Genomic DNA, 12,336 nt, shown 5'->3' on the forward strand with positions numbered 1-12,336 from the left:
GGCTGCTAGTCTGCCTCTGCCAACTCTGTTAGTCTTGAAGATGAATGGCTGTTGTTTAACGATATGACATTTCTCTCTTAGAATTTATTTTCGGGGTTTCCAAAGGGCTCAGGTAGCGCTACAAGGCGGCTATAGGCGCGACAAAATTGCGCAGAGTATATCGGTTATGCAGCTCGTACAGGAGACAATGTCATGGCTCGAAACAAAACCGCTTCCCAGCCCGCTATCAGCCCGATTATTGGCAATCCGGCATCTCAGCAGGTTGTGACAGTTTTTGGCGGTGGTGGTTTCCTTGGGCGTTATGTCGTGCGCTCCCTGACCAAGCGCGGATACCGTGTTCGCGTTGCTGTCCGTAATCCTAATCAGGCTGTTGCCGTTCTGCCTTTTGGCAACGTTGGTCAGGTTGTTATTGTGCAGGCCAATATGCGTAACCGCGCTTCACTGGAGCAGGCGGTTCGCGGTTCCCATGCCGTTATCAATCTTACCGGCATTATGTACCAGCGTGGTGCCCAGACATTCCAGTCTGTGCATGTTGATGGCCCAAAGGCTCTCGCTGAAGTGACACCTGCAGATACTAAGCTGATCCATGTATCTGCCATCGGTGCTAACGCCGGTTCCAAATCTGTTTATGCCAAGACTAAAGGTGAGGGTGAGGCCGCTGTGCTTGCAGCCCGCAAGGATGCTGTGATCTTCCGTCCATCCGTTCTGTTTGGCCCGGGTGATGGCTTGTTTAACCGTTTGGGTGAGTTGGCTCGCCTGCTGCCGGTGATGCCGGTAATTGGCCCCGATACACATATGCAGCCAGTATATGCTGGAGATGTTGCAGAAGCGATTGCTTTGGCCGTTGAAGGCAAGGTTGAAGGCGGTCGTATTTATGAACTGGGTGGCCCAGCTTGTGTCACCATGCGGGATATTTCTGCAAAAGTCCTGCAGGTGACCGAGCGTTCAAAAAAGATATTCGCGCTTTCATCCGGTTTTGCTTCATTTGCTGCATCGTGCATTCACTTGGCGGATCGGCTGACGCTTGGGCTCGTTATCCCGCGTGATCTTGTTTTTACGCGTGATCAGGTTGAACTTCTGAAAGCTGACAACGTTGTATCATCCGATGCTGAAAAGGAAGGACGTACCCTTTCAGGCATCGGTATTGAACCAACAGCTTATGAAGGCATTATTCCGTCCTATCTTGAACGCTTCCGTAAAGCTGGTGAGTTTGAAGATATGCGGGAACGTCGTAAGCTGGCCAACAAAGTCTAATTAGAGATAAGGCGTTGCCAGCCATATTGCCCGATTGCGCAACCGTGTCACGAATGAGCGGTTGTTCAGGGTCTGTAGTGTTTCCGGTATTGCATTCTTGATGTGATCATCAATGACCGCTTCAATGGCCTGAGCGATAGGGCGGTCATAAACTTCCATATCCAGTTCGAAGTTCAGTCGCAGGCTGCGCGGGTCAAAATTTGATGACCCGACATAACTCCACGCCCCATCAACCGTCATCAGCTTGGAGTGATCAAAATCTCCTGAAGCGCGCCAGACCCGGCATCCCGGATGGATAACCTGATCAAGCTGAGCCGTCATGGCATAATCAACAAGCTTGAGGTTGTTTGAAGAGGGAATAACAATATCAACGATAATACCGCGCCGCGCTGCAACAGCCAAGGCACCAATGAGTTGCTGATCGGGGATGAAATAGGGTGAGCAGATGCGGATATGCTTCTGGGCCACTGTAATGGCCCCCATCAGTACCCGATGTGTATTTGCGAGATTCTGATCCGGTCCCGATGGGACAATCCGGGCAGGAAGGCCAGTATCTTCAGCCAGCTGTGTTTCAAGAGACTTGATACTCGTAAACCACTGGCTGATTGAAAGCTCCTCATTTGTCGTTACCTGCCAATCATGCATAAAGCTTGACAGAAGCTGAGACACTATTGGGCCGCTAACCTGAAAATGCTTGTCTTTGAAAAGATGATTAGGCGAAAACTCTGAAGAAAACCCCTGCCGGATATTCATTCCGCCTGTGAGCCCAACGATGCCGTCGACAACCATAACCTTACGGTGACTGCGCAGATTGGCATAGGGAAGGCGCATGCCGAGAATGCCACTGTTAAAGAGTGCATAGGGAATACCCTCGGCTTTTAGCAGTCGTGATATTCTGGGGCGTGAGTATCTTATGCCAATGCCATCAACCAGAACACGTACTTCGACGCCGCGTTTTTTAGCGGCTGCTAACGCCTCAACAATGCGTTTGCCGATGGCATCATTGTCAAAGATATAGCTCTGGATTGCGATGGTTTTCTGAGCACTCTCAATGGCATCAATCATCGCCGGGTAAGTTTCATCCCCGCCATTCAGAATTTTAATCCTGTTACCCAGTGTCAGGGGAAAAACAGAGACGCTGTCGACAAGGGTTTTGAGCGAGGCGAACTGAGATCCGACCAACAGGGCAATATCAACAGAATGAACTGGCGTAAAGCCATGGCGAATGGCTGTTGCAGCATGTTTGCGGCCGGTTGTTTTCTGCCGAAAACGATTGATGCCGGCGATAGCATAAATGACTGCCCCAAGCAGCGGACTGAGCAGAACAATACCGACCCACCCGATGGCTGCCCTGACATCATCCTTGGTCATCGCTGCGTGAATGGCAGCTGTCACACCGCAGACAATCGTCAGTACAAAAACGATATGAGGCCAGTAGTTTGCAAAAAAATTCGCAATCAAAAAGGGGGCCCTTTCGTTATCTGGATGGTTTTACAGATTCAAGGTTCAAAATGTACCAATCAGGCGCTCAGCCGTAGCCCGATTACAAGCCATTGGAATGTCATAAACGAGGGCAAGACGTGTTAGCGCTTTGACATCAACGTCATGTGGGTGAGGAGACAGCGGATCAACGAAGAAGAAGAGTGCATCAATATGACCTTCTGCAATCATGGCACCAATCTGCTGATCTCCGCCCAGCGGCCCACTTTTTAGCCGCTTTACCTTGAGCTTGGGGCAGGCCTCCATAATTCGTCCACCCGTTGTGCCTGTGGCGACCAGCTCGAAGCGTGACAGAACATCTTCATGTGCCGCAGCAAACTCGGCCATAGCGGCTTTTTTGTCGTCATGGGCAATGAGAGCAAATGTTTTAGGCATCTTGAGAAGTTCCTTGTATCTCAAATTCAATATGGGCTGACCGGAAAAAAGCGTAAGTAGAGCTCGGCATATTTTCCCTCTTTCCATAGCTGGTACAATGCATAATCGAAAGCACGTTGCAACGAACTGTCTTCCTGACGGAAGATAAAGCCTATTCCTTCTCCAAAATATTTGCTTTCAAGAAAAGGGCCGCCCACAAAGGTACAGCAGTTGCTGGAGGCTGTTCCATTGAGCCAGAGAGCTAAACTGATACCATCTGCAAAAATATAGTCTGTTGTGCCTTCTTTGAGGGCTTGTTCAGCTTGCGCAATATCCGGGAAAGATTTCAGGTCAGCTGCTGGTATGTAACGTTGCAGAAACGCTTCATGAGTTGTGCTGGAAACAACGGCTATTCTCTTTCCAGCCAGTTTTTTTATGAGTGTCTTATTATCAAAGGTATCTTGCTTCAGCTTTTGAACAAATCGTGCAGGGTTTTTGAAATAAGGGCCTGTCACAGCGAAGGACTGGCGCAGATCACCCGTTATGGGGATAGCTGCAGCGATGGCATCACCCTGTCCACTTTTCAGGGTATCCAGTAGATTAACAAAACGCCTGCTCTGGATTGTACATGTTAGTCCAAGCTTTTCACAGGCAGCACGTGCCAATTCTACGGAAAAACCGGTCAGATTATTATCAATTCCATTAAAGTGCAGAGGCGGAAAACTGCTGTCTGTCAGAAAATGAACAGTTCCTTGTCCAGTCAGTTGTGGGCGCTCTATCTGGTTGTTTGGATCCCAGAAACCTGGAATAAATACTTGCTGAGCTCGGGCCTCGAGGAGGCCGAACATTAAGATTGCTGCTGTAATCGCTGCACAAGTCAGGGTGCGTATAAATCTCAAAACAAACCGAGCACTTTAAAAATACACTATTATATATTCTAGCAGCCTTGCTGCTGTTGTGAAGGGTAGAAGTTTTTGTTTCTGATAATCTCAGGCTGCCAGGTGCCATCACTCACTTACTGGCATTTTTTATGAAAATTTCATTGTTCAATTGAAACAGGTCACCATATAAAGTTAGCGTATATTATTTAGGCTTATCTGCCGTTGTTTTTCATAAAAAGGAGATCGTTGTTATGGTACAGCATAAGACCCTCAATGGTGTTAAATCGAATGCTAAGAACGTTTCCATTGATGTTCTTAATGCCCGGTTGGCTGATGGTATCGATCTGGCTTTACAGATAAAACAGGCCCATTGGAATCTTCGCGGCATTCAGTTTATCGCAGTTCACGAAATGCTTGATGGTTTCCGTTCTGAAGTTGATGAGCATGTTGATACAATGGCAGAACGCGTTGTTCAGCTCGGTGGAACTGCTTTCGGGACAATTCAGGATGTTGCTGTTAAGACAACTCTGCCTGCTTACCCAACCGATATTTATTCAATTCAGGCACATCTTGAAGCCCTCTCCACACGTTTTGGCCAGGCTGCAAATGATGTCCGTGATGCAATTGATGCAACAGATGAAGCAGGGGACGCTGATACCGCTGATATTTTTACAGCTTACTCACGCTCACTTGATAAGGCTCTCTGGTTTATTGAGGCCCATCTGCATAACTGAGAATATTACAGATAATAAAAAGGCCGCCTTTAAGGCGGCCTTTTTAGTTGGCTGTCAACCTAGGGATTTTCTAAATTCTTCAAATTCAGCTGGGGTTGCGTATGATGTCTGGGTACCGCGCTTAGTGATGGAATCTGCGGCATAAAGCGCTGCTGTTTTCAAAGATGCAGAAACATCATTACTGGTGCTGTAGAAACGGGCGAAGCTTCCGATGAAGGCATCACCTGCCCCTGTCGTATCGACAGCTTTGACCTTGGATGACGGGATCAGCTCGCTTGTCTCTGCTGTAATCAGCAGGGCCCCGCGTGACCCCATAGTGACAACAACTGTCTCAATACCCTTCTGAATGAGTGTCCGTGCAGCTTTCTCGACATCCTCCTGTGTCTCGACTGGCAGGCCAGTCAAGAGGGCAAGTTCAGATTCATTCGGTGTGAAGAAGGTTACTTTACGAATACGTTCAATATCGAGCCTTGGGTCAGCCGGAGCCGGATTGAGAATTGTTTTGATACCGTGCTTCGCACCAAACTCGATGGCGTAATAGATAGTCTCAAGAGAAACCTCAAGCTGTAACAGGATAAGGCTGCAGGTCTTTAATTCTTCTGCTGCTTCATCAATATCCTGAGGGCAGAGATCAGCGTTTGCACCTTTGATAATCAGGATACGGTTTTCACCTGTCGGGTCGACAAAGATTGGCGCGACACCACTTGATTTCCCGGCAACTTTTTTGACAAAGCGCGTATCAATGCCATGGTTCTCAAAATTCTTGATGGTATTGTCGGCAAACAGATCGTCGCCAACTTTTGTAACCATTACGACCTTGGCGCCAAGACGGGCAGCTGCGATAGCCTGATTGGCGCCTTTGCCACCATGGCCAATCTGAAAATTAGGCGCCTCAAGTGTCTCGCCTGCCTCTGGCATGCGATCCATATAGGTGATGAGATCGACCATGTTGCTACCGATAACGGCGATTTTTCCAGACATTATTATTCCCCGGATCGTGGCTATTAAAGACCGTGAATGAAGCGCTCTTTATTTTCGGCTTCTTCACTGGTGAGATATCCTAAATTAACATTGAAAGAGGCTGTTTGATGCCCTGCAAGGGTACGTACATTGCCCTTTTTCTTCTCCCTGACATAGCCTTCCGGCTCACAGGTTGAGGGCAGTGCAAAAGCCGCAACCTTCTGGTCACTATTGGCTAACACCCAGCGGACAGTATGAGAGAAGGCTTTCGTATCATACGAGATTGCGAAAGCATCCCCTTCTTTTCTGCGCATCATCAAGTGTGTCAGACCTTTAGTATCTGTCTTGAGATTACGAATATAAAACACCTGCTCGGGATCATACCGCTCTGGTTCATCCAGAACTTCCATGGCATCAGGCGAATTTGCCAGCTGGTCAATAAATTCCAGAAGCTCAGGTGTCGGGACAACGTGGCCTGGAATGGCCTGCCGGACAACAGTATCTGTGCTGGAATAAGATGTCGGCTGAATGATCTTTGCGCCTTCACAGAAAGCGAAATTGACATGACACATGTACATCAGGCTCATGGGAGCAGCTGACAGGTTGGTGACGCCGATACCAATATCAAACAAAGTGTTGTCTGGACGAAGGATGACCCGGGGCTTTGCCAGATAATGAGCGCCAAAGCCCATGGCATATTCATATTCACCCGTAATGGCCATCCATGGCCCTTGCGCATCTTCGCCAAAACTCAGTCCGGCTTTCTGGAGAGCCGCGCATGGCATTTCACCATGAAGTGGGTGCGTATCTTCCGGAGTTGGAGTACCGTTGGCAAGCAGACCACTATGGAAAGCAAAACAGCCATAGGTTCCGGCAATGTCTGAGGCAGGGCGCGGCATCGGAAAGATGTTTGCCATTGTCAGATCAACACCATCGAAAACGGCATCCCAAATCATCTGCCCGTAGTATGGCAGTACAACGAGATGGCCGCGGTTATTCGATATGCGGATGGCTTCGATCCCCGTATCATAACGGAAGACATCGGCTGTCATTCCCGCAAAGGAAGCAACCCGGCGTTCCTTTTCGCAGAAGAATGATTTCAGCAATGCAATATCAACAATCTGCATATCTGCCTCCTTATGGAATGATGCCTTACCGCTTGTGGTTGCGTAATGCGTTCAATGCAATGACCAATAGCAGAAAGGCACCCCAGATAAAGTCAATCAGGTGGTTACTGAAGCGAAGCATCTGGAAACCGCTCGACAGGAACATCAAAGCGACAACGGCAATACTGACACCAAGAACTGTTCCGCGACCACCGGCCGGGTTTGTGCCACCAAGAACCGCAATCAGGACAGCCTGTAACAGATAGGAGACGCCATAGTCAGATTTGGCTGCGCTGACACGGGCTGAGAGCATAATCCCGGCAATCGAAGCCAGAACACCAGTCAGCATGTAGGAATAGAACGTCATACGCACTGTCCGAAGCCCCGCAAATACAGCCGCTTTCGGATTACTTCCGATCAGCATCAGGCTGACACCAATTGCCGTGCGGGAGAGCATGAAGGCGACGAGGCAGGCAATAACAAGGAAGATGGCGAAGGGGATGGCCAGGTCATAATAATCCGGCAGGCCAACGAGCGACCCAAGAGGAATCTTGCCGTTGCCGATTGCACCCCACAGAGCTGGGAAGCCAATAATAGCCGGGCCACCTGTCAATACGACAGCGAGACCCGTCATAAGATAGCCGGAGCCAAGTGTTGTCAGGATTGGAGTGATCTTCAGGCGTGTAATGAGCAGGCCGTTGAAAGCACCGGCGCATACACCCGTTGTCAGTGCGATCAGAATACCAATAGAGACACGGAAGAGCTCTGCCCCAAAAGTGACAGCCTCACCCGGCATAGGCGCTGTACGCTGGAAATAGACACCTGCTAGAATGCCCGCCAGATTGGCAACAGCAATAACCGAGAGGTCAATGCCCCCGGTCAGCATCGCGATCATCATGGCGATGGATAACAGGCCCAGTTCCGGGAACATGAATGTAATGGATTCAATATTACCCGGGCGTAGGAATCGGTAATCGGTGGCATAGGCCATTGTAACGATAATCAGAACCGTCAGCAGAAGCAGCATCAGGATATTGTCGTTGCGGTCCATGAAGCGCCGCATGTCGAATTTGGATGTCATGACAATCTCCCAATGCCTGCGCGGCTCTTATAATCACGCCATGCTGAAATGGCTGCCGCAAGTAAGACGATCACACCAATGACAACACGTTGCCATGTGGTTGGGATGCCCATGATGATGAGAGAGTTCTGAACCATAACAAACATGAAAACGCCAAGAACAGTACCAAGAACAGAACCATAGCCACCGAAGATGCTTGCGCCGCCAAGGACGACTGCAGCAATAACCTGCATGTCATATCCGCCGAAGACGCGCGGGTCGGCCTGCCAGTTCATGGCGGCATAGAGTAAACCTGCAAAACCTGCGAGAGCGCCGGCGGTGCAATAAATGAAGTAGGTTGTGCGACGGGTATTGAACCCGACACGTTTTGCGGCTTCCCCATCACCACCGAGTGCATAAACACTGCGGCCCATCATGGTATATTTCAGGACGCAATGAATTACGACTGCGAGTAGTGCATAGATCAGAACCATTGCTGTCAGGCTTGATGTTGTGCCATCGGCTTTGGTCAGAGTGAGCATATTGGCACTGGCAAAATTCATCAGTGATTTCGGCATCTCGCCAATGTTAACGATGCTGGTGCCGACAATACCAAGCAGAAGTCCGCGAACAACGCTTGCCATACCAAGGGTAACAATCAGTGGAATGGCTTTAAAGGTATGAATGACGAATGCATTGGCCGCGCCACAGATCAGGCCAATACCGGCTGAGAGTGCGAAGGCGACAAAGACCGGAACATCACCAATATAGATGATGAAGTTCGGGTCTGACATGCTTTTGATGGTCAGGTACATTCCAGCGACGGCAAAAGCCGGGAAGGAGACATCAATGCCTCCTGAGATCATGACCAGCAAGACGCCAAGAGCCATGATACCAAGAATGATATTTGACCGGAGCAGGCTGAACAGATTATCGAGCTGCCAGAAGGCAGGATTGATAAATCCGATTACCAGCATTGCAAGAATGAGAATGAGGGCAATGGCCGTCTCAGAGCGGCGCAGGAGCCTGAAAGACGCAGTCTTCATTGCAGTTCCTTCAGCTTATCGTTGATGTGGTCTTCGGATGTTTCCTCTGTCTGGAAACAATCAACGAATTGACCCTTATGCATGAGAATGATGCGGTTGCAGTTCTGGACAAGCTCCAGAACATCATCAGAAATCATCAATACAGCCAAGCCATTATTGACGGCGAGCTCTCTGATTTTCTTATGAATTTCTGCCTTTGAACCAATATCGACGCCAACTGTCGGACCATTGAGGATCAGCACCTTGGCACCTGTGAGGAACCAGCGTGAAAGAACCACGCGCTGCTGATTGCCTCCTGAGAGCTGCCCAACGATTTTCTCGCCGGTTGGTGTTGCAATCTGCAGGGTTTTGATCATGTCCTCGGTCCAGCCAGCGGCTTTATTCTGATCAATGACAATGTTCTTTGCCAGTTCTTCATAGGAAGTGGCGAGAATATTCCGGTTAATGGACTGGGTGAGGAACAGACCTTCCGTCAGGCGATCTTCCGGAACATAGGCAATGCCTTCAGCAATGGCTTTCTGTATTGAACCGAGATCAGCTTTCTTGCCGTCAATAAAGACGTTGCCCGAAATATTCGGAACCATACCGAACAGTGACAGGGCAAGAGCTGTACGGCCTGAACCGAGTAATCCGGAAAGGCCAACGATTTCGCCCGGGCCTATTTCCAGATCAACATTGTCGAGATAACCCGGCAGGCAGAGCTTTTCAACTTTGAGACGTGGCTGAACGCCTTCCTGGTGCTGCCACTGGTAGCCTTCGAAATGCACATCCTGCCCGGTCATGTGTCGGATGATGGCGAATTCATCAAAGTCTTTGGCTTCGCCTTCAGCAACTTTCTTGCCGTTGCGTAAAATTGTAATGTGCTCGCTGATTTCGAGCATCTCACGCATTTTGTGACTGACGAACAGAACCGTAATACCACGTGCCTGAATGTCTTTCACAATGCGGAAAAGGGTTTCAACTTCCTTGCTGGTCAAGGCTGTTGTTGGCTCATCCATAATGATGAGGCGTGCATCTGATAAGAGAGCACGGGCAATAGCAACAAGCTGCTTGCCAGAAGTTGGAAGACTGGAGACTTCTGCGTCGAGATCAATATCAACATTCAGTCTTTCAAGAACCTGACGGGCCAGCTCGCGGGAGCGGCGCCAGTTGACCAGTTTCCTGTTTTCACGCAGGGAGACGTTCATTGTCAGGTTTTCAGCTACGGTCAGATTACCGAAGAGGGAGAAATCCTGATAAATAACCTGAATGCCCTTGCGGATTGCCATAATTGGCGTCAGCTGGGAAATTGGTTCTCCATCAATGAAGATTTCGCCAGCATCCGGTGTATAGATGCCGGACATGACTTTAATAATCGTTGACTTGCCTGAGCCGTTTTCACCCGCAAGGCAGTGAATTTCACCTTTGCGCAAAGTCAATGAAACACCGTCGAGAGCCCGAACTCCCGAGAAATGTTTCTCGATATTTTTCAGTTCAATAAAGACGTCAGACATGCAACCCCAGTCTCGCCTGGCTTACTTTTCAGCAAGCATTGCTATTCTATGCGAAAGGGAGGCCTTGCGGGCCTCCCACCGCCTTTTAAAATCAGAAGTTATATTCGTCCATGTTTTCTTTTGTAACGCCAACCCAACCCTGTCCATAAAGGATATTGGTTGCAGCACCTTCCGGAGCTGACAGGCTGGTATAACCTGGCAATCCAAGATCAAGACCTGGCTTGAACTCAGCTGTTTTCTTTTCCAGAGCCATAACAGCCAGAACGTTCATGGCATAACCGGCAACAGCAGGATCCCAGAACTGAATGTACTGGATGTCACCCTTCTTGAGGTATTCGCCAGCAACAGAAACAAGACCTGTACCGGAGAAGAACAGCTTGCCCTGCAGGCCACGTTCTGCGATCAGGCGGCCTGCACCTGCGGATGTTGGCATTGGACCACCAATGATACCCTTCAGATCAGGATGTGCTGTGAGAACTTCCTTGAGTTTGGTGTAGTCAGTATTGGCATCGTCATAAGTTTCAAGACGACCGGCAACCTGTTCCATTTTTGGGAAGTTCTTCTTCTGGTACTCGACGGCACCATCAATCCATTCCATCTGGGATTTGGACGTCAGGCTACCAACGGTTGTCGCATATTTGCCTTCACCGCCTGTCTGCTTACCGAGAACTTCCATGAGCTTGGCGCCATAAGCCTTGTTATCAAAAGCTTCGAGGATGTAGTCGGCATTCTTGATGTTTGAAGCTTCGTGGGCGATGACAACAATGCCACGATCACGGGCCTTCTTGAGCACAGGCTCAACAGCTTCAACAGAGAATGGAACGATTGTGATAGCATCAACGCCCTGAGCAATGAGGTTTTCGACCAGTTGAACCTGTGCCGCAGCATCAGCCTGACTTGGGCCAACCATCCATGTGTCATGGCCTGTATCTTTACCAAACTGATCAACACCGGCACGCATCCGGTCAAACCAGGCAATACCATCAACCTTAACAACTGTGGCAATGACATATTTCTTGCCAGTTGTCTGGGCAGAAATTGCAGGGCTGACCTTGCTGACATCAACAGGGCCGTTTTCTGCTGCTATAGCAGGTGCAGCCCCAAGTGTGAGGGCCATTGATAGCAACGTTAGAATTTTCTTCATGATCCTACTCCGAGATCCGCTTGGAGAAATTGCTTGGGTTTGTTTACTGATACCGTTGTCCGGCTCTTTTTCTAAAAGCTTCCTGTATTGATATCAATCAGTTCGAGGTGACAATCGCAATGCTGGAGCTTGCTCCGATGCGAGAGGCGCCTGCCTTAATCATTGTTATGGCGTCCTGATAGGTTCTGACACCGCCAGAGGCTTTTACACCCATTTCAGGGCCAACAGTTGCCCGCATGAGAGCAACATCGCTTGCTGTTGCGCCGCCTGTACTGAAGCCGGTGGATGTCTTTACATAATCCGCACCAGCTTCTTTTGAGAGGGCGCATGCAATTTTCTTCTCTTCGTCTGAGAGAAGGCATGTTTCGATGATCACTTTTAGAAGGGCAGTGCCACAGGCTTTTTTAACTTGGGCGATATCTGACCGGATGAAGTCATAATCGCCGTCTTTCAATGCACCAACCTCAATGACCATATCAATTTCGTTGGCACCCGCCGAGACGGCCCATGCTGCTTCATTTGCTTTCAGCTCTGTTGGAATGGTGCCGAGAGGAAAGCCGATAACAGAACATGTTTTTACGGTGCTGCCCTTCAGGTTTTTGGCAACAAGAGGCACATAGAAAGGATTAACGCAAACAGAGAAGAAGCCATATTCGATTGCTTCATGACAATAGCGCTCAACCTCTTCTTTTCTGGCGTCTGCACGCAAAATCGTGTGGTCAATGTAAGAAGCAAGCTCGCTTGGCGAAAACTCGGTAGCACTGTTGGACATTTCGTCCTTCCTTCCACACACAAAAAAGAGTT

The 12,336-nt window shown here is 49.2% G+C and carries 12 protein-coding genes; 2 read left to right on the plus strand and 10 right to left on the minus strand.

Going from position 1 to position 12,336, the window contains the following annotated elements; all coding sequences use genetic code 11:
• Nucleotides 1-192 precede the first annotated feature (192 nt).
• Nucleotides 193-1,254 carry a complex I NDUFA9 subunit family protein gene (locus tag WJT86_RS02155; protein ID WP_346335844.1) on the plus strand — a complete coding sequence of 354 codons (1,062 nt, stop codon included), beginning with the start codon at nt 193-195 and terminating at the stop codon, nt 1,252-1,254.
• Here the strand turns inward: WJT86_RS02155 and WJT86_RS02160 are convergent, their stop codons facing one another.
• Genes WJT86_RS02160 through WJT86_RS02170 form a run of 3 tightly spaced genes read right to left on the minus strand, consistent with a single transcriptional unit; the run spans nt 1,255 to nt 3,956 of the window.
• Nucleotides 1,255-2,712: a phospholipase D-like domain-containing protein gene (locus WJT86_RS02160; RefSeq protein ID WP_346336280.1), complete on the minus strand. Its 1,458-nt coding sequence runs from the start codon at nt 2,710-2,712 to the stop codon at nt 1,255-1,257.
• A 48-nt stretch (nt 2,713-2,760) separates the two neighbouring features.
• Nucleotides 2,761-3,129 (minus strand): methylglyoxal synthase, encoded by a 369-nt coding sequence (locus WJT86_RS02165; protein WP_346335845.1) that lies wholly within the window; start codon nt 3,127-3,129, stop codon nt 2,761-2,763.
• A gap of 26 nt (nt 3,130-3,155) precedes the next feature.
• On the minus strand, nt 3,156-3,956 hold the full coding sequence (locus tag WJT86_RS02170) for a transporter substrate-binding domain-containing protein (protein ID WP_346335846.1): 801 nt from the start codon (nt 3,954-3,956) through the stop codon (nt 3,156-3,158).
• A gap of 284 nt (nt 3,957-4,240) precedes the next feature.
• Between WJT86_RS02170 and dps the strand changes: the two genes are divergently transcribed.
• A complete protein-coding gene (gene dps, locus WJT86_RS02175) occupies nt 4,241-4,723 on the plus strand; it encodes a DNA starvation/stationary phase protection protein Dps (RefSeq protein ID WP_346335847.1) in 483 nt (160 codons plus the stop codon).
• A gap of 54 nt (nt 4,724-4,777) precedes the next feature.
• On the opposite strand, the gene rbsK is transcribed toward dps, so the two are convergent.
• The 7 genes from rbsK to deoC all read right to left on the minus strand — a co-directional run bounded on the left by rbsK (nt 4,778) and on the right by deoC (nt 12,304).
• Nucleotides 4,778-5,704: a ribokinase gene (rbsK, locus tag WJT86_RS02180; protein WP_346335848.1), complete on the minus strand. Its 927-nt coding sequence runs from the start codon at nt 5,702-5,704 to the stop codon at nt 4,778-4,780.
• A gap of 23 nt (nt 5,705-5,727) precedes the next feature.
• Complete coding sequence (locus WJT86_RS02185; RefSeq protein WP_346335849.1) at nt 5,728-6,810, minus strand: aldose 1-epimerase family protein; 1,083 nt, start codon at nt 6,808-6,810, stop codon at nt 5,728-5,730.
• A 25-nt stretch (nt 6,811-6,835) separates the two neighbouring features.
• A complete protein-coding gene (locus WJT86_RS02190) occupies nt 6,836-7,870 on the minus strand; it encodes an ABC transporter permease (protein ID WP_346335850.1) in 1,035 nt (344 codons plus the stop codon).
• Nucleotides 7,867-8,895 carry an ABC transporter permease gene (locus tag WJT86_RS02195; protein ID WP_346335851.1) on the minus strand — a complete coding sequence of 343 codons (1,029 nt, stop codon included), beginning with the start codon at nt 8,893-8,895 and terminating at the stop codon, nt 7,867-7,869. Before WJT86_RS02195 ends, WJT86_RS02190 begins: the two co-directional genes overlap by 4 nt.
• On the minus strand, nt 8,892-10,388 hold the full coding sequence (locus WJT86_RS02200; protein ID WP_346335852.1) for a sugar ABC transporter ATP-binding protein: 1,497 nt from the start codon (nt 10,386-10,388) through the stop codon (nt 8,892-8,894). The genes WJT86_RS02195 and WJT86_RS02200 overlap by 4 nt, the downstream gene beginning before the upstream one ends.
• 91 nt (nt 10,389-10,479) lie before the next feature.
• Nucleotides 10,480-11,532 carry an autoinducer 2 ABC transporter substrate-binding protein gene (locus tag WJT86_RS02205; protein WP_346335853.1) on the minus strand — a complete coding sequence of 351 codons (1,053 nt, stop codon included), beginning with the start codon at nt 11,530-11,532 and terminating at the stop codon, nt 10,480-10,482.
• A gap of 97 nt (nt 11,533-11,629) precedes the next feature.
• On the minus strand, nt 11,630-12,304 hold the full coding sequence (gene deoC / locus WJT86_RS02210; protein ID WP_346335854.1) for a deoxyribose-phosphate aldolase: 675 nt from the start codon (nt 12,302-12,304) through the stop codon (nt 11,630-11,632).
• Between the last annotated feature and the right edge of the window lie 32 nt (nt 12,305-12,336).

Origin of the sequence: Hohaiivirga grylli (genome assembly GCF_039655745.1) — a bacterium.
GTDB lineage: Bacteria > Pseudomonadota > Alphaproteobacteria > Rhizobiales > Beijerinckiaceae > Hohaiivirga > Hohaiivirga grylli.